Below are 21,563 nucleotides of genomic sequence, written 5' to 3' on the forward strand. Positions count from 1 at the left end.
ATTAGAATTTCTCCTGATAAGGACGTAAATCCAGCTCATGGGTCCATAAATCACGCTTTTGTTGATAAAGCATCCAATAATTTTCAGCAATCGCTTCGATATTTAAACCACCTGTGCCTCGTGTAAGTCTCAGTAAGCGTCCTAAACCAAATACCGCCTTATTGACACGATCACCATCGACCATGCCATCAACAATAATATGTGCAACATGGATGTTTTGAGGCTTATACATCTGGGCGAGATGCATCGCATAATTACGTAATGCGGATTTGCCCATGGTAAATGCCGCAAAAAAAGGTTTACCACGAAGAGATGCACTTGCCCCGGTAAAAATCAGTGTGCCATATTGCTGCTGTTCAAAGATTTTTAAGGCTTGTTGTGACACTAAAAAAGCCGATAAAAAAGTAGAACGCCACATTTGAGTAAAAAACTGAAGTGAGGTCTTTAAAAAAATTGAGGGGATATTGCCCCCCACATTATGAATAACAGCGACGAGATGCTCCTTTTGCGCATTCCTCTCCGCAAAAAAAGCCTGTACTTGTTGTTCATTTTCAGCATCCAAAGCATGTGCTACGGCGTGTCCACCTTGCGCATTGATTGAATCAGCCACGGCTTGCACTTTCGCTAAAGTACGCCCCACAACATGTACTTTTAATTTTTCTTGAGCAAAACGACGACAAACTGCTGCTCCAATTCCTTGTTCAGCACCTACGCCCATAACAACCACACATGGAAGTGTTGCTATATTTTGAGATGTTGCATTCTGCGTATTCATAGCAAGTCTATCCATTGAGCAATAGAAGGATAAGCTTTAATTTTAGCGCCCCAAATTTTACTGGTGCGGACAATCTCTAAAAGCTGCGAACCTACTGCAATATCAGCCAGTGTTTTATCTTCGCCAACCAGCCATCCTGTTTGCGCCAACACCAATTCGATACGTTCTAAATGACGAGTAAATTCCGCTTCAATATCCTGCTTAGCCATACGACCTGTACCCTGCATTTTAAGTTGCAGGTTTAATGTTGCTTTGAGCAAGGGTTTTAACAGATATATTTCATGTTTGGGGCGACCTTTTGCACTCATTTCAACCGCATGATCTAAAGCATCAGCATCACTGACACGAAAGTGCACCTCATAGAAATATAACAACTCGTCTGACCAATCTTCCCAAAGCTCAACATAGGCCTTTTGTAAAGGATCTTCAGGATATAAACGTGGTAAGTCTGGGTAAGCATCATCAAGATAACGTGCAATACGGGTACTGTCCTGAATACGTTGAGCATCAATATCTAGAACAGGAACCTTGCCTGCTTTACTGAGCATTGGCACTTTTGCGCCCAGTACACCGTTATAATCCACAGTCTGATAAGCAATCCCTTTAAATTGCAACATCCTGGCAACTTTTTGGCAAAAAGGTGAGATTTCCCATTGATGTAATACAACTGAATTCATTTTATATTCTCAGCTTAACTTTGAGTCGATTGATATTCGATGAACTACATCACAGGATCAGCACTTAATACTTCAAAGGCCTGATTCAAAGGCGATAAATCAAAAAATCTGAATTAAAAGCCCTGATCCAAAAATTCTAGTTCAAAACCATGATGCAGAAATAGAATCTTTCAACGACGGATGATCATATTGGTTGCTGTTGCATGTGCATACAATTTTCCTTCTTCATCTCGAAGATAGCCTTCTGAAATGACTAAGTTTTTCCCTACGTTGATGACTTTACCTTCAGCAATTAACTTTTTATTAAACGGCATCGGACGGCACATTTTTATCGCAAGATCAGTAGTTCCATAGCCCTCACCCGCAGCCAAGACGGTATGTGTAGCACACCCTGTTACTGAATCCAATATCGTTGCGGCAAAACCACCATGTACCCCACCCAATGGATTGCTATGACGTTCATCCGCAATGGCCATAAATACAATGCGACCATATTCAACGTCTCCGACTTCCTCCATCCCCATAGTTTTTGCAATACCAGGCGCTGGCACCAGTCCTTTTTGGAATGCTTGCATAATTTCTAGGCCAGTCATATTGAGTGGATTCATCACTATTTCCTATTTTGATAAATAAAATATTTATTGGATAAAGCTTGATTGCTCAGGGGATAAACCAATTTTTACTTTAGTTTGCGCGACAATTTCGGATTCATCAGTATCATTCGGATGAAAATCAAACTGATAATAAGAGAAAAATTGCGGTATCAGCTTACGATAGGCTTGTACTGTAAACCCAGCAAACTTAGTCCAAGACTTAAGGTTTAATAATTGTTTATCTCTCGACATCAACACCACTTGATATACATTAGAAAATAGCGTGATCAGCACAAGACTAAATGTAAAAATTGCCACGCGAGGAATGTAGGCATCTAAGCCCTTGCCATATAAGTATTCATACATGTCATAAGCCACAGCCTTATGTTCGGTTTCTTCAACGCTGTGCCATAACCATAAATTACGAATAGTAGTATCGGTCATTAACTCATTGACATTTTTCATCATCTCCACCACCAACACGGCGGTGTAATGTTCCAGACCCACTGTGACCAAGAGATTCCATTTTTTAGGAAAAGTACGTTCTACCGCTTTTAATATGATCCCTGTGACTTTTTCTAAGGATTCAGGATCTAAACCATATCGCTGTGCACTGACATGAAAAGCATGATGTTCTTTAGAGTGCATGGCTTCTTGTCCAATAAAAGCACCAATATCACGATCTAACTGTGGGTTGTTTTTAATTTTTTCACGTAAAGCGCGCACTGAACGGACAAAGTACGATTCACCTTCAGGAAAAAGTGTCGATAGACCTGTGAAGTAATGGGTAAAGGTTGGTTCGTCATTACACCAATACTTGGGCATATCCTGAAATTGATAATCCATGCGACGTACTGGAAATGATGCAGGTGTTTTTTGCTTTGATTTTTCTTTCACCGCTGATATAGACATGGCTCACCTCAAGAATTTATCTTAAAATAACAAGTTCCAAAAAAGAACCTGATGAGTTAAAATAATGATCCATGCTGATCTTGTCAATGGTCTGAATACGCTAAAGCTTCAGGTTGTCCTTAAATGACAGTATCATTCCTATAAAGACAAACTGTAAAGACAAAAGATAAAACCAAGCTGTCAAAATAACATGATGATGAAATAATAAAGTAATAAGTTAAGGGCTGAACACCTTGAAATGAATGATTTAATTACATGAATTTCACCTATTTCAGGCTACCTTAGAACTTTACTGATGATCCTAAATATATGTAGACAATCAGCATTTTCAACACATGCATTTGCACATAAAAACACTTCATATTTTTGTTTTGAGAAGACAGATGAACAGAAAGATCCCTCTTATTTTAAAAAGCTGTTTGATTAGTTTAGTACTTATTAGCATAGTCGGTTGTGGGACTAGCGCTGATTCCTCAAATAATCAATCTGAAATCAATCAACAGAAACAGACTCCCTCATCATCAAATCAGCATAAAAAGCATGCGGCTAAAGATCAAATAGGAAAATTTATTGCGATTTACCAACCCGCTAGAAATGCCCAAACCAAGATCGAAGAAAAATTCTGGCGCTCGAATTATTTATTAGAAGACTTTGCGGAATATATGAACAGCTATATCAATATACCGCAGGATATCAAGGTGATTGCCAAAGAATGTGGTGAAGTGAATGCATTCTATGATGCTGATACTTCCACAATAGAGATGTGTTATGAATTAGGCGAAGAACAAAGAGAGCTATTTTCTCAAGCAGGTGCTAAAGGTACCGAACTTGAAGATGAGCTGTTTCAAAGCGCACTTGGTACTTTGTATCATGAGGCAGGCCATGCCTTGATAGATACACTTGCATTGGATATCCCCTATAAATTCGAAGAGGATTATGCTGATCAAGTCGCTGCTTATATCCTAACAACTTATGATGAAGATAAAGATTATTTAATTTCTATTTCAGACTCTTATGGGCTAGAGCAACAAGGGCCAGCCGTTTCAAGAAAACTTACACCAGAGGGGCACTCACCTGAATGGGTAAGAGCAGAAAATTTCTTATGTTATGTTTATGGGTCTGACTCGCAAAAATATGCGTATCTGGTCAAAGAAAAATACTTACCCAAAAGCAGAGCACTTGGCTGTAAAACTGAATATTCAGCATTGGTTCAAAGATGGGATGCTTTGCTTAAAAAACATTTAAAATAAACGGCCGTCAATAAATGCAGGAACCATTCATTCCTGCAATATCCTGCATGCTCAGCTATAAATTTAAATGCTGTTCTGACTCTTCGCATTTTCACACGTTGCCTGATCATTCATCCTATAAAAACATGACTAATAAAATTAATCTTTTAAAAGCAAAATGCTTAGTTGATATCTTAGATCTCAGCAACAATTCAAATTAAAGTTAAACGTCACACCTAATCTCTACATCAAAACCGCTTAAATTCTCTCCAGTTTTATTTTCTACTTTTATCTGGATTTTTGCCTCGATTTCTAGCGCTATTGCCATGTCAATGATTTGTCATAAAGATGACACCTTGCTGTCACAAGCGCTGTCTAATGTGTGGGCATCTTTATTATGGACGAAGCACATGTTAAAAAAACCGAAACGATGGTTATCGTACATTTATATTTTCCCCATTTTACTGGCACTCACCGCTTGTAATGATTCAAATGATGATCAGGCCACTACACAGCCTGATGGATCTAAAAAACCATTAATGCGTTGTGCACCATAAACATAAAAATACCAAAGGGAAATATTGTGATTAATCGTCGTCAATTTTTAGCAAATACACTTAAAACAAGTTTTGGTGCTGCTGCCTTATCTACATTTCCAGCCAGCATTCAAAAGGCATTGGCTATTCCTGCAAATAATAAAACAGGAACCATTCAGGATGTCGAACATGTGGTTATCCTGATGCAGGAAAACCGCTCATTTGACCATTATTTTGGTACATTAAAAGGCGTTCGTGGTTTTGCCGACCGCTTAACCATTCCTTTGCAAAATGATCGTACTGTATGGCAACAACAACGAAGTAACGGTGCCTTATTAACGCCTTTTCATTTAGATGGATCAAGTAATAATGCACAACGTGCACCCGGTACAAACCATACTTGGGTGGATAGCCAAAAAGCTTGGGACAACGGCCGTATGTCAAACTGGCCAACCCATAAAACTGATTATGCAATGGGTTATTTTAAAGAGCAGGAAATCCCTTACCAGTTTGCTTTAGCCAATGCTTTTACCATTTGCGATGCGTATCACTGTTCAATGCACACAGGTACAGATGCCAACCGCTCATTTCATTTAACGGGCACCAATGGCGCAGTACCGACCAGTACTGCGTTTGTGAATAATGAATGGGACTGGATTGATGGTGACCCCAAAAACGTTGACATCGGCTACACATGGAAAACCTATGCTGAACGTTTAGAAGAAGCAGGTGTTAACTGGATTTGCTATCAAAATATGCCGGATGAATGGGGCGATAACATGCTCGGTGCATTCCGTACCTTTAAAAAAGCCAATATTGCTTCAGGCTATCCAGTTTCAAGTGGTGGTGCGCCGAATAGTCCATACAATAAAGCAGCGCAACCATTGCCTTATAAAGCTTATGATGCCACAACTGATAATGCTAAAAATCCATTGTATAAAGGTATCGCAAACACCCTGCCCGGCAATAAACCCGAAGAGTTTTTAGATGCTTTTAAAAGTGATATCAAAACAGGCAAACTTCCCCAAGTGTCTTGGATCAATGCACCATCCATCTATTGCGAGCATCCTGGTCCATCAAGCCCAGTGCAAGGTTCTTGGTTTATTCAAGAAATCTTAGATGCTTTAACAGCAGTGCCAGAGGTTTGGAGTAAAACAGTTTTCTTGATCAATTTTGATGAAAATGATGGTTATTTTGACCATGTTCCGTCTCCATCAGCACCGACCTTACAAGCAGACAATACTTATGCAGGTAAATCCACACTCAGCCAAGCTGATATGCAGTATGAATATTATGTGCATGACGCGCCACTAGGCAGCAGCAGCCAGCCTAAAAAAGACAATGGTGTTTATGGACCGGGCCCACGTGTACCACTCTTTGTAATTTCACCGTGGAGTCGTGGGGGTGTGGTTAACTCTCAAGTGTTTGATCATACGTCAGTATTAATGTTTCTAGAACAACGATTTGGGGTAAAAGAAACAAATATCAGCCCTTATCGTCGTGCGATTTGTGGTGATTTAACCTCAGCATTTAATTTTAAAACCCCAAATGAAGATGTACTGCCAGAATTAAATGGTAAACAAACCCGTGAGCAAGCAGATCAACTTCGTTCAGCTCAGCAAAAGTTGCCCAATGTTCCGATTCCAACCAATTTACAACTTCCAATTCAAGCCAGTGGTATTCGCCCATCTAAAGCATTGCCTTATGAATTACATACCAGCGCACGTTGTCAAAATGATGGAACAGTTAAACTCTTGTTCTCGAATACAGGGACTCAAGGCGCAGTTTTTCATGTCTATGACAAGTTAAATCTCAGTCGTGTTCCGCGTCGTTACATTGTAGAAGCGGGTAAAACACTGGATGATGTTTGGAATGTGAAAAAGGATAATCAAGGCTTATACGATCTTTGGGTAATGGGACCAAATGGTTTTCATCGCCATTTCAAAGGTGATTTGAATCGTAATCAAAGCCTGCAAATCAATCCTGAAATTCGAGTGTGTTATGATATTGCCAATGGTAATGTTTATTTAGACCTGACCAACATGGGCACAAAAGATGTTGAATTGGTCATTAGCCCAGTCGTCTATCGTAGTGATGCAGCGTTAAAAATCACTGTAAAAGCAGGTCAAACATCAACGCGACATTGGGAACTGAAAGATACATGGCAATGGTATGATTTTGCCGTAACCTGTACTCAAGACACTAAGTTTTATCGACGCTTTGCAGGACGCGTTGAAACAGGTGCAGATTCTGTCAGTGATCCAGCGATGGTTTAATATTTAAAGAATTTTGAATATTCAAGTTTTTAGATTATTAACAATGAATCAAATTTAACAGCATCCCAGCTTTATTTAAAACTGGGGTGCTGTTATCTATCAACAATAAAATCTATTAAAATTTATAATTTAAGGCAACAACTGCTGATCTTCCATCCCCCATATAACCTGTCTTATAACTGGCAATAATACGTGTATAATATTGCTCATCAAATAGATTATTGATATTCAATGAAATATTAGTTTTCTTATTAATATCATAAGCACCATATAAGCTGGTCACAACATAATTTTTTTGTTCAGCTTTAATTAAATGAGGCGTAGTCCGTGTTCCCATATTAATGTAGTCATAACTTGAACCATACCAATTTAGACTGCCTCCCACCCTTAATCCCACTAAATCACCTTTAAATTGGTAGCTTGTATTTAGCTTTGCAGTTTGTTTAGGATTTGCTGTATTTACTTTATTCCCTGCTGCATCTTCAGTCTCGTTATAAGCATAACCAAAAGAAAGTGTCCACGCGTCATTTAGCTGCCCCAATGCTTCTATTTCAAAACCTTTTGTTTCCGCCCCTTTTACTGCTCTATAACGTGCGTCAATGCCATTCACACCAGTCCCTGCAATTTGTTCAGCAACATTGTCTTTTTTTGCATAATAAATCGCCGTATTCAGATCTAACCGATCATTGAACAAGCTATTTTTTAAACCTAATTCAGTATTACTACCTGTTACAGGGTCTAAAAAATTACCATTAATATCAAGATTGGACTGAGGTTTAAAAATTTCTGTATAGCTTGCATACACTGTTGAATTTGAAAAAATATCATATGTGGCAGCAATATAAGGAATAAGGATACTTGATTGTTGTTGTTTTGAAGTAATATTGGTCAATTGACCATTTTTGTAATTCTTCGTTTGAGTATCCCAATCGGATAAACGTACCCCTGTAAACAGTTTCAAAGGATCTGTAAGATTCCAACGCGCATTGACAAAACTACCTAACATTTTCGTTTCAGTACTTTTATCGCTACCTGTTCTTTGAGGTTTAAAATCTGGAGAAGTATTTCCATAGAAACTTGCCAAATCATTAATTGTATTTGTTGCAGAATAAGCTGGATAACTCAGTCCATATTCATTTGCCTCTCGATCCCAACCATTCAAACCAAAAACAATCTGATGTTCGCGGTTAAATAAGCTAAACAAACCATTGACAGTGATGTCATAAGTATTTTGATTTAGATCACCTTCTGATGCCCAATGAGAATAACTTAAACCTGTACCATTTGGGTTTAAGTTTCCATTATAGGCATATGATGTTTTGGCAAATGCATCTAAATCTTGTCGACTAAAAGATACTCTAGTTTTCCAATGGTCATTAAAACTATGATCTAAATAGATATAACTATTTTGCAATTCCCGTTGCCATCTTACCCAATCCATAGAACCAAAGTTATCCTCTGATGAAAATTTTGTTTTAGTTCCATCACTATAGAAAATTGGCACACCACCACCTAAACCTCTAGGATCATCATCTTGATAATCGATCCCTAATGTTAAGTGCGTTTGCTCAGTAATTTTTGATGTTAATGACCCTGAAATCGTTTTTGTATCTTTATCATAATTATTTTTACCTGTCCCCCCTTGTGAATTTGTGATAATCAAGCGAGCATTCAATTTATCATCGGCCAAAATGCCTCCGGTGATATCTCCTGTAAATCTACGACCATCAAAGCTATCATAACTTGCCCCTACTTGCGCTTTAAATGCCTGCTCTGGTCTTTTATGCACCATATTAATTGATGCAGAAGGTTCTCCCAATCCGGTATTTAGACCATTTACACCTTTTAATACTTCAATATGATCATAAACAGCTGTGTCAAAAACAGGCATCGCAATAACAGAGCCACTAACGCCTGAGTAGGAAGATGCAATTCCGTCAATTTGAATATTGTCTACTGCAAATCCTCGAACATTATAATTGGGCCGTTCACTATCGTTATACCCGATACTTACCCCAGGTACTTGTTGCATAACTTCTGCAATGGTGTTTAGTCCCTGATCTCGCATTCTTTGTTGAGTCACGACAGTCACGGTTTGAGGGGTTTCTTTTAGCGCTAAATTCATTTTAGTTGCTTGTGATGATTTATCTTTTTTATATTTTTTAGAATGTTCTGTTATATCGTCATTCATCTCTGCTTGAACAATAATTGGTGCTAATGCTGCTGTTGGCTCATCTACAGCAGCATAGATATGAGTGCTCAATAATGGTGTTGATATAATAACTTGCCATACTTTATTTAGAGAAAAACACTTCATGATAATTAATAACATTTGCAAATGATAATGATTATATATTAGTTTAATTTCAATTACATTGATTCTCTTGATGTTTTTTTAATCCATCCTCTAACTGAGCACAAATGTATAAACAAAAACCTAGAGAATCACATAATACAAGTAGCATTGATAATCGAACAAAACCCTGTGACTAAAATGAAAGCTTTGCTCAACTACTTGCATTATTTCGCGACCAGACAAACGACTCTTTCAATATCTTAAAAATTGAAGAATTTTAAATAACGATGAAACTTAAGTTTTCCTATATTTAGTTTTACAGTTGACGGACTCTCACATCAACCTAAGCACAGGTCACTCCTTCCATCACCACAGCTTTATTGGCTTCTGTCGCAACAACAGAAGCTGCAATCGCTTCGACAACCTTACTCAATGACTGTCGTGAAACACTGACTATATCAACAATTTTATTGCCATCCGCACGCACTGCATCGGTAAATGCCATTCGACAACTGAGTTGTCGGTTAGGCAAAACTGCATTTTGTACACCTGTTGGCTGATTTAAGGGTCTGGCTGGATCATCACGTTTAATAATCCAAGCAACTGCCACCTCAATATCCCGATTCATCGCACCCATTAACGAACGTGTATTGGAGTGTTCGATAATATCAAACCGAGAAAAGTCGGTTGCAATACGGTAAGAGACTTTACCACCAGTCATACCACTGCTGTAACGATCGACAGCACCTAATTTCTGTTGCAAACCCGCAGACAAACCATCACGCAACTCTGCACCCAGCGTGGACGTCCAGCGTTCATTATCCAATACATTAGATTTACCACTGCTGTCCTGTAAGACTAAGGGGGCCCTGTTTAAACGATCGGGTAATCCCACTGGCAGTACTTCAATCACCCGTACATTTGAACTCACCAACGGTTTAACCGTTGGCGTCAAGCTATAGTAGTTTGGTGTAGGCGAACTGGAACAGCCCGTTAAACCCACAACGGCCAATAATAGAGCACAACCTGCTCGACTAGACTGCGGCAAATAGGACAGAAAATGTGAGCTATTTTTTTTATTTAGCATTCTTAACCTCAGGCGTTTTCCCACGAATGAGTGATTCTGGGTGTTGTTCAATATAGTCAGCCATTAACTGTAAAGATGCGGCAGCACGTGTCATTTGCTGTAAAGCACGACGGACATCTTGTTGCATTGGCGCATCACTGGATAGAATGGTTTCAGTAGAGCGCATGGTTTTACGTACATCATCCAAAGTCGCCTGTAGTCCTGGCGCAACTTTCCCATCCAACTGTTTCACCAATTTATCTGTAGAGCTAATCGCTGAATTCATATTATTGAGGGTTTTACGTACATCCTGCCCAATTTCCACCAATGGGAATTTATTCAGTTTATCCGCAATTTGCGATACTTGTGCTTGTAATCCCTTCAACTCGGTTGGTGTGGTTGGAACCTCAATCACACCATTTGATCTGATGATTAAGTTTGCTGGTTTTGCTTTAGGGAATAAATCAAAGGCGATATAGTTCTGCCCTGTCAGTAAATTTCCAGTACGCATCTGAGCACGCCAGCCTCTCTCGATAAAGCGTTTAAAAATCACACCATCAGGATCGAGTTCTTTGCCATTGGCTAAACGAGATGGGTAAATGACCCCCTCAGCCCGCATCCGAATCTGAGTATAATTTGCATCAAACTCCGCATTAATCGACTGAATGTTACCAATTTCAATCCCCATAAAGTCAATCGGTGCACCTGCCGACAAGCCACGTAAAGATTGATCAAAATACATGATGATACGGTGTGGATTGCCATCTGGCTCTTTCAATGCTTCAGTACGAGAATCCCATAAATTAAAACGACTTTGATCCGAAGCAACAGCAGCATGAGAATTCTCAGGATAACCGAAAGCAATCCCGCCAGCGATAATACTCACCAGAGACTGGGTATCTAGCTTAAATCCTGATGCACTTAAGCTGACATCCACACCACTGGCCTGCCAGAAACGCGCATCTGTGGTCACGAACTTATCATAAGGTGCTTGAATAAAGGTCTGTAACTCAACACTCTTACCATCTTTGGCCAACTGATAAGCCGTGATTTGACCCACATTGATCTGACGATAATAAATAGGAGAACCGATATCCAGTGAGCCTAAGTTATTGGCTTTAAGGAAAAAGATTTTACCCGGTACATCTGATGAGATGACTGGAGGAACTTCTAAGCCAGTGAACTCATCCTGTTTTTGTTCTGCCTTACCGCCATCAACTTCAATATAAGCACCCGACAATAAGGTATCAATTCCAGAGACACCACTGGCACCAATGCGTGGGCGAACCACCCAGAAGCGTGAGTCTTTTGCAGCAAAATTACTGGCATCCTTACGCAGTTCAATTTTCGCAATGACATGTGAATGATCATCAGCAAGATCAATTTGGCGAACAAGACCGATGTCCACTTGTTTAAAACGAACAGTCGTCTTACCTGCAACCAGCCCTTCAGCCGTTCTAAAAGCAACATTAATGGTCGGACCAGTATCTAATACCGCTTTGACTGCCAACGACAGTCCTATCAGCAAGGCAATAAACGGAATCAGCCAGATCAACGATGGTCGCCAGCGTCCTTTATTTTTCTCAGGTTCAGGTAAAATCTGCTGCGGTTCATCTACAGCATGAGGATCCTGATGATCTGAGCTTTCGTTATTGGTTTTATTTTCAGACATACACACCCATCATTGTTTTATTGACTGGAATTAGATAAATCATGATTCAAGGGAGCATGATCCACGTGAATCACATCTGAGCCTTGCAGGGAAAGCCCGTTCTTGTTGCGCGTATTCTGGGCAGCAGAATAATTATCCCAAATAATACGCGGGTCAAAACTCAGTGAAGCAAACATGGTTAAAACCACGACTGCACCAAAAGCAACCGCGCCCGGCCCAGCGAGAATAGTTGCCAGTGATTGAATCTGAATCAAGGCGGTCAATAAAGCCACCACAAAAACATCAATCATCGACCATCGACCGATAAACTCAACAATCCGATAAAGCATTGAGCAATGCTCAGGTGAAAAGTGCAATCGTTTAGAAGACTGCATTTTTACTGCAATCAACAGAAAACACAGAATTAAAAGTTTTAACATGGGAATAAAAATACTGGCCATAAAAATAACAGCAGAAACCAAATAATCCCCATTCTGCCAAAAATAGATCACACCACTCATGATCGTATCTTGCTGGCTGCCTAACAAAGAATCTGTGACAGTCATCGGAAGTACATTGGCTGGAATATATAAAATACTCGCCGCAATCACCAAAGCAAGGGTTCTGTCTAAGCTCTTTGGTTTACGTTGATGCAGCACACTATGACATTTCAAGCAATGTGAAGCATGTTTTTCTTCAACCTCTGGAACCTGTTTATTGAGTGTTCCACAGCAATGACAAAGCACCAAAGACAAATCTTTGGCTCTTGGATATTGCAACGAATTTTTATTGTCTGTATTCGCTGAGTATTTTGAAAAATTAGCCTGAGACTGTTCAGTTTTCATGAGAGTCTCCTGTCGATCTCATCCCAAAGATCTTTGACTTTTACTGAGGCAATATAAACCAGCAATACACTCAGTATGGAGAATCCCCATAATGCAACGCCCGGAATCACCACAACCATACCCACCAGTTTAACCAAGGTGACCAATACCCCGATCAAAAATACTTCAACCATTCCCCATGTTCTAAATAAAAACAGGGTACGAAATGCTGCAACTAAATAACGAGGCCGAACTTTAAAAAAATGAACTGATGAAAGGACATAGAACAGCAGCAATAAATCTAATAAAGGCACCACGAAAGTCGTGATAAGAATCAACACACCTACGGGCCCTTGCCCGGCATGAAACATTGCCCATGCAGCACCCAGTAGTGTTGTCTGTGAATCATTACCCTGCAATTCCACCTTAACAATCGGGAAACTATTGGCAATCACAAATACGATCAGTGCTGTTGTTACCATTGCCAGTAAGACACTAAACGGCTTGCTTTGCCGATAAAGCTCAGCACCACAACAGAGACAATAAGCACGCTCACCTTGAGTCAGCTGAATTCGATGATAGAGCGTGTCACATTCCTCACAGGCAACCAGTGTTTGCGGTGCAATATCACCATTTTGAATCAATGCTTGCTGATTCAAGGGCACAGAAACTGGCGGAAAGGAGGACGGCTCACGCATAGAACATCAACACCATTTTATAAATTCTTTTTAGACCGAAGCTCATCTTGCTATATTTTACTGAGATGTATACAGATGAGTTGTGATATTTTTTGATGATATCCTGTTGGTTTTATATAAACAATTGATCTGGCGAAATCTAGTCTAACAATTGACCATGCATTTTATCTATACGCAATAGCAAGCGCCTATTTTGACATGATTAAAGACACAGTCGTTGCACCAAAAAATCGATAAAGACACGAGTTTTTGCAGGTAATGTTCCCGTATTCGGATAGAGCAATTGAACATTTTGCACAGGTAAATCAAAATCAGCTAACACCCGAGTTAAACGATTTTGCTGAATATCTTCATCGACCAACCAAGCTGGCGATATCGCGACACCCAATGAAGCAAGTGTCATCTGGTGTATCGCTTCTGCCGAATTAGATTCATACTGACTTCTAACAAAAGGCAATGTATGTTTTTCACCTTGATCATTTTGTAAAACATATTGCGCATCCTGCCAATTCAATAAGCGATGACCAATCCAAGGAACATGTGCTAAATCAGCAATGCTATTGATTGGATAACGTTTTAAAAATTCAGGGCTGGCAACCAAATAAATCGGATATTCAGCAATTTTTCGTGTCCGCATGGATGAGTCTTTTAAGTTTCCCAACCGAATGACCAAATCTAATTTTTCAGTGACTAAATCATCTAAGGAAGAATTAAATGAATATTGTAGCTGTAATTGAGGATATTGGCGGCAAAACTCACCCAGCAAAGGTAAGATGAATTTCCGTCCAAATTCATTGGTCGATGAAAAACGCAATATCCCTGTGATACTTGTGGCTAAGTTTTGACTGCGCTCAAAAGCTTCTTCGATTTGCAATTGAATGTGTTTGAAATCCTCATAAAAGCTTTTGCCTATTTCAGTCAGTGCGATATTACGCGTATTACGAATCAGCAAACTCACATTTAAATGCTGTTCTAAATGCTTGATATCAATACTCACCATCGATCGACTTAACCCCAAAATCTCCGCTGCCTTGGTAAATGATCCTGAATCAACCACTTGCAAAAAACTTATAATCTGTTTTAGGTTTTTTTGCATAATCACACTGATTGTTTGAAATTATTAAACAATGATTTTACTTCGCATGCATCGACAATAAAAGGCCTGAATCGTACCCTCCTGCATCTTGGAGGTCGCTATGTCATATCGCTATAAAATAGCAACAGTGTTTTTACTTGGGTTCTTTATTGATTGCATCAATATTTTCATGTCTGCAATTGCCTTACCCGATATAGCAACAGCTTTCTCAGTCAGCCCATCGATGGTTGCATGGGTAAGCAATGCTTATATTTTGGGTTTGGTTTTAATCATGCCCATGAGCTTATGGTTAGCAAGCGTATTGGGTGATCGGAAATTGCTGTGTTATTCAATGCTGCTTTTTTCCGTCAGCGTTTGCTTGATTGGCATGAGTGAATCAATCCATAGTTTAATTTTTTGGAGATTTGTTCAGGGTGTGGCTGGCGGATTATTAATCCCTGTCGGTCAAGCATTGGTATTTGCACTGTTTCCAAACCATGAACGGCAACGTATCTCCACAATGATTATGGCAATTGCATTAATTGCACCAGCCTTTTCACCAACGATTGGCGGCATGATTATTGATGCTTTATCTTGGCGTTGGGTGTTTTTCGCCAATATCCCCTTTACCGTGATCACTGCTTTTTTAGCATGGCGATGGATCAAAGAAAATAAAGCTAAAACGTCCGGGAAACCTGACTTTTTAGGACTGTTTATGGTCAATGTCAGCCTGTTGTGTTTGTTACTCTCTTTCTCATTATTTAACGATTACCATAGTGTTGTACTCGCGATCAGTAGCTTTCTACTTTCCATCACAATGCTTCTGATTTATCTCAAATACGCAAAAGGATCTGCTCATCCGATTCTTAATTTGCAATTGTTAAAAAATTATAATTTACGCAATGCATTTATCGTTTATTACGCAGTACCCGGTATTTTTACTGGTGTGAATTTACTGAATATCTTTAATTTACAACGTAACCTTGGGTTTAATGCAAAACAGACTGGCTTATTTATGCTGCTCTATGCAGTAGGTGCATTGGTATCGATGACCAGTGGTGGACTTCTCTATCGCCATCTCGGTAAAAAGCAGCTTTTTATAATCGGTATTACGCTACATAGTTTAGGAATTTCACTGTTGTTCTGGGTCTCAAATGCCAATGATTTAAGTACCTTGATGGTTGCTTATCTACTGATGGGAATGGGTGGTGGTCTAAGTGCCAATACTGCCCAAATCAGTGCCCTCATCGATTTTAACGGCCAAGACTTATTACAAGGCAGTGTGCTGTGGAACATTAATCGACAAGTTGCTTTCAGTTTAGGTACAGTTGTCCTTATTTCAATCTTTAATCTGTTACCTGCTGCAAATGACTTAATACGTTATCAGCATACTTTTTTGCTTGCAGCACTGCTCTGCCTCTTATCATTAATTTCCATTTTTAAGGAGAAAACCCATGTCTAATCCTATGGACAATGCATTACAACATGTCATCGATTTACATATTTTGATTGAAAATGTATTTACTGGTCAAAATGCAAAAGAAAGCCTAAATCAACTCTTAGCCAGTTTTGATCCAAATTTTAAAATGATTACGACGCAAGGCAATGTCATTGGTTTACCCGAAATAAATGCCTTGTTTAGTCAAAATATAGGTAATAAACCTGCGTTAAAAATTAAAATCTTAAATACGCGTGCTTTATTTGAAGCAGACAACCACTGCTGGATTCAATATCAAGAACATCAACAAAGCCATGAACCTGATACATTACGGATATCGACGGCTTGTATCAAAGTTGAATCAGGTCAATATTATTGGGTTTATCTACATGAAACATTGGTCAATTTGGCCTCATCGAGTTAGCTGAATTAACCGCCATTGGTTTAGCTCGAAATAATTTTATTAAATAAACTTACACTGGATTAAGGCTAATTGAACGCGATAACTCAGTATTAAACAATGATCTATTGTTCTACATAAGTTTTTACTTTAGCAAAAATCACCTCCCCCAATCTTGACCTATCAACGACAAGGTCATATTTGGGGGATAGATCAAAACATGAAATGACTCTAACTTAACCGTTTAAGTAAGTGGCTTTATCTCTCTTGTAAAGCTTGTTTCATCCGCGTAATCGGTTTAATCAAGTATTGAAATACGGTCTTTTCACCGGTCTTTACATCAACAGTGGTCACCATGCCGGGAATAATCGGAAGCTTTTTCCCTTGTTTATCCACTAAACTATTTGCATCGGTTTTGACCAAGATACGATAGTAGACTTCATTTTGGTTTAATTTCAATTCACTATTACGTTTGTCATTACTCAGGGTATCGGGACTAATCAGTGTCACCACCCCCCCTAAGCCACCATAAATCGAATAATCATAGGCACTTATTTTAACAACAGCAGGCAATCCGGGACGAAGAAAAGCCACATCCTGTGGCCGTATATAAGCTTCAACCAAAAGTTTGTCATCTAAAGGAACAATTTCTAAAATATCTTGTCCTGCATTGACCACACCACCCACTGTATTAATTTTAATATTTTTTACAATACCGCGAAGCGGCGCTTGAATAAATGAACGATCAACAGGATCCGCACGCATCGCCATATTTTCTCGCGCCTGTGCCAATTCAGCTTCTGTTTTCACCAACTCATTATTCGCATCGGTTAAATAGCGATTTTTCCGATCTAAAATTTGCGCACCCAAATCTGCCGATTGTCGTTGCATACGCAATACTTCCACATTTGAAACCAATCCCTGCTGTGCCAGCGGTTGGGTAATCGAAATCTCATGATCCAAGAAATTTTTACTGGCTTTTAATGCTTCGATCGCATCGACCATCGACTGCCGTCTTACCGTATAAGCCTGATATTCTCTTTGCTTTAATTCACTTGAAATCTCTTGAGGAAATATCGGCTTAGTCTCTGTAGTTTCCGCTTTCAATCGTGCTGCAATTGCGGTTAAATTTTCAACCTTAGCCTCGCTCTCTCTTAAAATAGCAGAACTGCGAGTATCATCCAGTTTGAGTAGAATTTGATTTTTTTCAACAACATCCCCTTCTTTCACTCTCATTTCCATGATAATTCCTGGGTCTAAGCTTTGAATAATTTGCTCACGACTACTAGAGATAATACTTCCTTGGCCTCGCGTCACCTCTTCTAAGGTGCTGTTATACGCCCAAATTAAAAATACGACGATTAAGACGAATAGCAAAACAATCACCGCAAAATAGCCATAGTGTTTTTCTTGCTGTAAAGCGCCATTTAAATCGTTTAACAGCTTCAAATCAGATTGGCTGATTGATGGCTGCTTAGTTTGTTTTTTCATTTCTTTCACTTACTTAATCTGCATAATCATAACAACATCATTTCTCATCCGACCAAATCTTGACGTTCAAAGCATCAGGTTATTTACGGATCCGAGCACTTACACTCACTCGATGAACTCTGGGTTTTGCAGGAGGAATATTTTGGGGCTGTTGTTGAACTAATTTGGCAAGAATCTCTGCTTTAGGACCATCCATCGCAATGGCGCCATTTTCCATCACAATAATACGATCAACCAATGCAAGGACTTGGGGACGATGGGTAACCACCAATAATGTTCTTTGTTTTGCCCAGTTTTGAAGCGCATCTAAGGCAGATAATTCTGTTTCTTGATCTAATCCAGTGGTGGGTTCATCAAGCAGTACAACTTGTGGGTCACGTAAGGTTAATCTTGCTAAAGCAATGAGTTGCTTTTGCCCGCCAGATAAACCTAAGCCGTTTTCACCGAGTTGCATGTCTAAGCCTTGCGGATGCTGATTGATCACCTTATCGAGGCCAAACTGATGTAAGACATGCATTAACTGTTGATCAGTTGAAAAATGATCAGTTCTTGCCAATTCGAGATTGTCCCTAAGCGTACCCAAAAATAAGCGAGGACTTTGGCTAAGTAAACTGACTTTGCTTCGTAAATCACTTGGGTCGATTTGACGTATATCAATATTGTCTAAAGTAACATGACCTGCATTGGCCTCATAAAGACCACTTGCGAGTTTTAACAAGGTACTTTTTCCACTCCCAATATGTCCCAAAATAGCAACTTTTTCACCTGGGTTAATATTTAGGGTTATGTCTTTGACTGCTGGTGCTGCATCTCGTTGATATTGAAATTGGATATGCTCAAAAGTAATCTGACCTTCGACCGATGCTAAACTGATATATTGACGGCTAGGATCCCGCTCAATAGGTCTTGCAACAATATTATTAATCCCTTGTAAGGCCAATTTGGCTGACTGAAATTTAATCGCTAAACTGGCTATTTGCGATAATGGCGCAAGTGCTCGACCAGATAAAATCACCGAAGCAATCAATGCCCCCATAGTAATTTTATAATCGGGATTACTGCTGTGAATTAAATAAGTCCCGAATACCACCAAGAAGACAGTATTTAACTGCTGCATACTTGCGGCAAAATTCACCACCAAATTACTTAAATTTCGAACTTTAATCGAAGATACAGAAGTTTTTGCAGTGAAATTATCCCAACGTTGTTGCGCCCAATTTGTCGCATTATTGGTTTTTAACGTCTCAATTCCATCAATTGCTTCAACTGCCAAGCCTTGTCTTTGAGATGACTCCTTCATAGACTCATTGATATAGCGAGCCAATGGTCTTTGCACAAAGAAGCCCACTGCAATCATAATTGGGATTAAGGCCAAGGGCACAAAGGCCAGCTTGCCACCGACTAATCCAATCACACTGATAAATAAAAATAGAAAAGGCAAATCAACAATGGTCAGTAAACTCGCACTGGTCATAAACTCGCGAACCGCTTCAAACTCACGAAGATTATTGGCATAAGCCCCAGCCGAACTTGGACGATCGACCAAACGTAACTGCATAACACGTCTAAAGAGTGACGAGCTAATAATTAAATCTGCTTTTTTACCTGCAATATCAGTTAAATAAGAACGAATTAATTTAGAAATAAACTCAAAACTAATCGCGATGATCACACCGATACTTAACACCCATAATGTTTCAAAAGCTTGGTTTGGAATAACACGGTCATATACGTTCATAACGTATAATGAACTTAATAAAGCTAAAAAATTAATCATCAATGTTGCCAATACAACTTGATAATAATATTTTCTAAATCGCCAAATCACCTTCCAAAACCAAGCTTTAGGCAAATGATATTCAGGTAAATCAGAACGTAAATCTGATTGAACTTTTGGCTTAATAAACCAACAAAATCCTAAGTACAATTGTTCCAACTGCATCGCAGTGATGACTTTGGTCATCCCATCTGTTTGCAATAAATGATAAGTCCGTTCGTCAGCATGATATGTAACTTCGGTAATCACCGCAGCTTCTTCATTTTTTAATAAGATCGTAGCAGGTAAAGCAAGTGTTGGAATATCTTGTAAAGATCGCTTCGACAATTGGTTATCAAAACCATAACTCCGTAAAACCTCTGTGAGCGTGCCATAATCAATCTTTAAGTCTTGATCACGCCCAACCCGCGCCAATAAAGCAGCTTCACTAATCGGACTACCTAATAATTTAGTCGTTAATGCGATATGTGAAATAATAGATTTCATGTTGTTCTACTTAAATAAATACTTTGAAAATAATCGGGAAACCAAGTTAGTTTGTGACACCAGCCCACTGACTGATTTTGGCTTGAGCCAATAAATACTCTAAAGTTGCAGCTCTAAAATCATTACGAGCTTCTACTTCTGTTGCTTCAATATTTGCAAGCTCGTTATAAGCATCGAGTACATCAATTAATGTCCGACGAGAGATTTTGAATTGTTGTTCATAAGCCCAAACGACTTTTTGTTGAACATCAATATATTGATTCACTAATTTAACGCGTTGTTCATTTTGAGACATATCAAACATGGCTGTTCGACTGCGTTCAATGGTATCGCGTAAGCTTTGTTGCATGCGCGACGCTACAGCGATCTTGGTTTGATTTTTCTGTGAGATCTTATGCTTTGAACCTTGGTTAAAGATGTCCCATGACATTCTTAAATAGATTTCTTTATTATCTGGACTTGCCGTCCCTTCTAAATTAATACTCGGCATTTGAGCCGCTTTAGACACTTTAATATCTTCAAGTGCACTTTCATGCTCTGCTTTTTGTGCTAAATAACTGGGTATTTGATCAACTTCAGCACGATGGTATTGGGTAATAAAATCTTGAGATGTCATTCCATAAAAAGGATCAACAATCGTATCTGGTGCTAAAAAATCTTGCGTGTAGACTTCTAATCGACTCACAGTTAAACCTAAAGTGCGCCGTAATTCAGCAATACCAGTTTCTACTTTTAGTCGACGAGCCTGAGCTTGAGCCAACTCACTGAGCCGACCAGAATCATGTTGCACAATAATATTTAAATCATGCAGCATTTTATCGTGACGTTTTAAATTTCGTTCTGCAACAACCAAAGACTCTTTGGTCCTTAATGCGGTTAAATACAATGTACTGATTTTATAACCAAGGTCTTCTCTAGTTTGTTCAGCAGTATATTGATAATAAGCTTCTTTTTTCTTATCTCGATCAACGGCTGCTTCGATCCCGCCCCAAGCATAAACATTGACTGTCGCGCGTAGACCAGGAGCAAAATGCGTTTCTCGTGCATTGCTTTCATATTTATGTTGTTGACCGAGTACCTGAGTCCCTATAGCACTGACAATCGGATAATGTTCAGCCTTAGTCGTCTGCATCGTACTATGTGCAAAAGATACATTTGCCTGAGCCTCCTGTATCACAGGATCATTGACCAGCGCTTGTTTGAGTATCTCTTTTAACGTTGCTGCATGTACCAATGGGCCATGTATTGCCAACATCCCTATAAAACACAGAGATATTGACCGTGTCAGTTTTCTATTCATTTGCATTGATGAGTTCTATCGGCTACCAGAAATACAATCAATGGCTACAAACATAACCATTTG

Annotated in this window: 18 protein-coding genes; 5 read left to right on the forward strand and 13 right to left on the reverse strand. The window is 39.2% G+C overall.

Features of this window, described 5'->3' with window-relative positions; all coding sequences use genetic code 11:
* Window position 1: 1 nt before the first annotated feature.
* From ASC84_RS07705 to ASC84_RS07720, 4 genes are all read right to left on the reverse strand, one after another.
* The gene (locus ASC84_RS07705; protein WP_056513275.1) at window positions 2-775 is read right to left on the reverse strand and encodes an SDR family NAD(P)-dependent oxidoreductase; all 774 of its coding nucleotides are present in this window, start codon (window positions 773-775) and stop codon (window positions 2-4) included.
* Window positions 772-1,452 carry a glutathione S-transferase family protein gene (locus ASC84_RS07710; RefSeq protein ID WP_056513278.1) on the reverse strand — a complete coding sequence of 227 codons (681 nt, stop codon included), beginning with the start codon at window positions 1,450-1,452 and terminating at the stop codon, window positions 772-774. The genes ASC84_RS07705 and ASC84_RS07710 overlap by 4 nt, the downstream gene beginning before the upstream one ends.
* Before the next feature lie 170 nt (window positions 1,453-1,622).
* On the reverse strand, window positions 1,623-2,060 hold the full coding sequence (locus tag ASC84_RS07715) for a PaaI family thioesterase (RefSeq protein ID WP_004717695.1): 438 nt from the start codon (window positions 2,058-2,060) through the stop codon (window positions 1,623-1,625).
* Between the two features lie 30 nt (window positions 2,061-2,090).
* Window positions 2,091-2,957 carry a metal-dependent hydrolase gene (locus ASC84_RS07720; RefSeq protein WP_056513282.1) on the reverse strand — a complete coding sequence of 289 codons (867 nt, stop codon included), beginning with the start codon at window positions 2,955-2,957 and terminating at the stop codon, window positions 2,091-2,093.
* Window positions 2,958-3,340: 383 nt separating this feature from the next.
* Here ASC84_RS07720 and ASC84_RS07725 point away from each other — a divergent pair, with 383 nt between their 5' ends.
* The 3 genes from ASC84_RS07725 (at window position 3,341) to ASC84_RS07735 (ending at window position 6,998) form a co-directional block, all read left to right on the forward strand.
* The gene (locus ASC84_RS07725; RefSeq protein ID WP_056513284.1) at window positions 3,341-4,207 is read left to right on the forward strand and encodes a DUF4344 domain-containing metallopeptidase; all 867 of its coding nucleotides are present in this window, start codon (window positions 3,341-3,343) and stop codon (window positions 4,205-4,207) included.
* 389 nt (window positions 4,208-4,596) lie between these two features.
* The gene (locus ASC84_RS22895; RefSeq protein ID WP_166781954.1) at window positions 4,597-4,743 is read left to right on the forward strand and encodes a hypothetical protein; all 147 of its coding nucleotides are present in this window, start codon (window positions 4,597-4,599) and stop codon (window positions 4,741-4,743) included.
* Between the two features lie 26 nt (window positions 4,744-4,769).
* Window positions 4,770-6,998: a phosphocholine-specific phospholipase C gene (locus ASC84_RS07735; RefSeq protein ID WP_056513289.1), complete on the forward strand. Its 2,229-nt coding sequence runs from the start codon at window positions 4,770-4,772 to the stop codon at window positions 6,996-6,998.
* Between the two features lie 115 nt (window positions 6,999-7,113).
* Here ASC84_RS07735 and ASC84_RS07740 read toward each other — a convergent pair whose 3' ends face one another.
* From ASC84_RS07740 to ASC84_RS07765, 6 genes are all read right to left on the reverse strand, one after another.
* Window positions 7,114-9,315, reverse strand: a complete 2,202-nt coding sequence (locus tag ASC84_RS07740) for a TonB-dependent siderophore receptor (protein WP_162242529.1) — start codon at window positions 9,313-9,315, stop codon at window positions 7,114-7,116.
* Between the two features lie 322 nt (window positions 9,316-9,637).
* Window positions 9,638-10,381 carry a membrane integrity-associated transporter subunit PqiC gene (locus tag ASC84_RS07745; protein WP_056513295.1) on the reverse strand — a complete coding sequence of 248 codons (744 nt, stop codon included), beginning with the start codon at window positions 10,379-10,381 and terminating at the stop codon, window positions 9,638-9,640.
* The gene (locus ASC84_RS07750) at window positions 10,371-12,038 is read right to left on the reverse strand and encodes an intermembrane transport protein PqiB (RefSeq protein ID WP_162242530.1); all 1,668 of its coding nucleotides are present in this window, start codon (window positions 12,036-12,038) and stop codon (window positions 10,371-10,373) included. The genes ASC84_RS07745 and ASC84_RS07750 overlap by 11 nt, the downstream gene beginning before the upstream one ends.
* Window positions 12,039-12,049: 11 nt before the next feature.
* Window positions 12,050-12,856: a paraquat-inducible protein A gene (locus tag ASC84_RS07755; protein WP_056513301.1), complete on the reverse strand. Its 807-nt coding sequence runs from the start codon at window positions 12,854-12,856 to the stop codon at window positions 12,050-12,052.
* Window positions 12,853-13,533 carry a paraquat-inducible protein A gene (locus ASC84_RS07760; RefSeq protein ID WP_081409333.1) on the reverse strand — a complete coding sequence of 227 codons (681 nt, stop codon included), beginning with the start codon at window positions 13,531-13,533 and terminating at the stop codon, window positions 12,853-12,855. Before ASC84_RS07760 ends, ASC84_RS07755 begins: the two co-directional genes overlap by 4 nt.
* 202 nt (window positions 13,534-13,735) lie before the next feature.
* Complete coding sequence (locus tag ASC84_RS07765) at window positions 13,736-14,629, reverse strand: LysR family transcriptional regulator (protein ID WP_056513304.1); 894 nt, start codon at window positions 14,627-14,629, stop codon at window positions 13,736-13,738.
* A gap of 100 nt (window positions 14,630-14,729) precedes the next feature.
* Here ASC84_RS07765 and ASC84_RS07770 point away from each other — a divergent pair, with 100 nt between their 5' ends.
* Together ASC84_RS07770 and ASC84_RS07775 are read left to right on the forward strand one after the other, a co-directional pair.
* Window positions 14,730-16,070: an MFS transporter gene (locus tag ASC84_RS07770; RefSeq protein WP_056513306.1), complete on the forward strand. Its 1,341-nt coding sequence runs from the start codon at window positions 14,730-14,732 to the stop codon at window positions 16,068-16,070.
* Window positions 16,063-16,470 carry a hypothetical protein gene (locus ASC84_RS07775; RefSeq protein WP_056513311.1) on the forward strand — a complete coding sequence of 136 codons (408 nt, stop codon included), beginning with the start codon at window positions 16,063-16,065 and terminating at the stop codon, window positions 16,468-16,470. The genes ASC84_RS07770 and ASC84_RS07775 overlap by 8 nt, the downstream gene beginning before the upstream one ends.
* A gap of 234 nt (window positions 16,471-16,704) precedes the next feature.
* On the opposite strand, the gene ASC84_RS07780 is transcribed toward ASC84_RS07775, so the two are convergent.
* From ASC84_RS07780 to ASC84_RS07790, 3 genes are all read right to left on the reverse strand, one after another.
* Window positions 16,705-17,937, reverse strand: a complete 1,233-nt coding sequence (locus ASC84_RS07780; protein WP_056513517.1) for an HlyD family efflux transporter periplasmic adaptor subunit — start codon at window positions 17,935-17,937, stop codon at window positions 16,705-16,707.
* A gap of 79 nt (window positions 17,938-18,016) precedes the next feature.
* Window positions 18,017-20,200, reverse strand: a complete 2,184-nt coding sequence (locus ASC84_RS07785; RefSeq protein WP_056513314.1) for a type I secretion system permease/ATPase — start codon at window positions 20,198-20,200, stop codon at window positions 18,017-18,019.
* Between the two features lie 46 nt (window positions 20,201-20,246).
* Window positions 20,247-21,455, reverse strand: coding sequence for a TolC family protein (locus tag ASC84_RS07790; RefSeq protein WP_056513317.1), 1,209 nt, complete (start codon window positions 21,453-21,455; stop codon window positions 20,247-20,249).
* Between the last annotated feature and the right edge of the window lie 108 nt (window positions 21,456-21,563).

The sequence above is a fragment of the Acinetobacter sp. Root1280 genome (assembly GCF_001425285.1).
Taxonomy (GTDB): Bacteria; Pseudomonadota; Gammaproteobacteria; order Pseudomonadales; family Moraxellaceae; genus Acinetobacter; species Acinetobacter guillouiae.

What these genes read in the sequence shown, in the direction of transcription:
- ASC84_RS07780 (WP_056513517.1), bottom strand. Translation starts at nt 17,937, where the DNA reads ATGAAAAAACAAACTAAGCAGCCATCAATCAGCCAATCTGATTTGAAG.
- ASC84_RS07710 (WP_056513278.1), bottom strand. Translation starts at nt 1,452, where the DNA reads ATGAATTCAGTTGTATTACATCAATGGGAAATCTCACCTTTTTGCCAA.
- ASC84_RS07715 (WP_004717695.1), bottom strand. Translation starts at nt 2,060, where the DNA reads ATGAATCCACTCAATATGACTGGCCTAGAAATTATGCAAGCATTCCAA.
- ASC84_RS07740 (WP_162242529.1), bottom strand. Translation starts at nt 9,315, where the DNA reads ATGAAGTGTTTTTCTCTAAATAAAGTATGGCAAGTTATTATATCAACA.
- ASC84_RS07745 (WP_056513295.1), bottom strand. Translation starts at nt 10,381, where the DNA reads ATGCTAAATAAAAAAAATAGCTCACATTTTCTGTCCTATTTGCCGCAG.
- ASC84_RS07765 (WP_056513304.1), bottom strand. Translation starts at nt 14,629, where the DNA reads ATGCAAAAAAACCTAAAACAGATTATAAGTTTTTTGCAAGTGGTTGAT.
- ASC84_RS07755 (WP_056513301.1), bottom strand. Translation starts at nt 12,856, where the DNA reads ATGAAAACTGAACAGTCTCAGGCTAATTTTTCAAAATACTCAGCGAAT.
- ASC84_RS07770 (WP_056513306.1), top strand. Translation starts at nt 14,730, where the DNA reads ATGTCATATCGCTATAAAATAGCAACAGTGTTTTTACTTGGGTTCTTT.
- ASC84_RS07725 (WP_056513284.1), top strand. Translation starts at nt 3,341, where the DNA reads ATGAACAGAAAGATCCCTCTTATTTTAAAAAGCTGTTTGATTAGTTTA.
- ASC84_RS07705 (WP_056513275.1), bottom strand. Translation starts at nt 775, where the DNA reads ATGAATACGCAGAATGCAACATCTCAAAATATAGCAACACTTCCATGT.
- ASC84_RS07775 (WP_056513311.1), top strand. Translation starts at nt 16,063, where the DNA reads ATGTCTAATCCTATGGACAATGCATTACAACATGTCATCGATTTACAT.
- ASC84_RS07785 (WP_056513314.1), bottom strand. Translation starts at nt 20,200, where the DNA reads ATGAAATCTATTATTTCACATATCGCATTAACGACTAAATTATTAGGT.
- ASC84_RS07760 (WP_081409333.1), bottom strand. Translation starts at nt 13,533, where the DNA reads ATGCGTGAGCCGTCCTCCTTTCCGCCAGTTTCTGTGCCCTTGAATCAG.
- ASC84_RS07790 (WP_056513317.1), bottom strand. Translation starts at nt 21,455, where the DNA reads ATGTTGGCAATACATGGCCCATTGGTACATGCAGCAACGTTAAAAGAG.
- ASC84_RS22895 (WP_166781954.1), top strand. Translation starts at nt 4,597, where the DNA reads ATGTTAAAAAAACCGAAACGATGGTTATCGTACATTTATATTTTCCCC.
- ASC84_RS07720 (WP_056513282.1), bottom strand. Translation starts at nt 2,957, where the DNA reads ATGTCTATATCAGCGGTGAAAGAAAAATCAAAGCAAAAAACACCTGCA.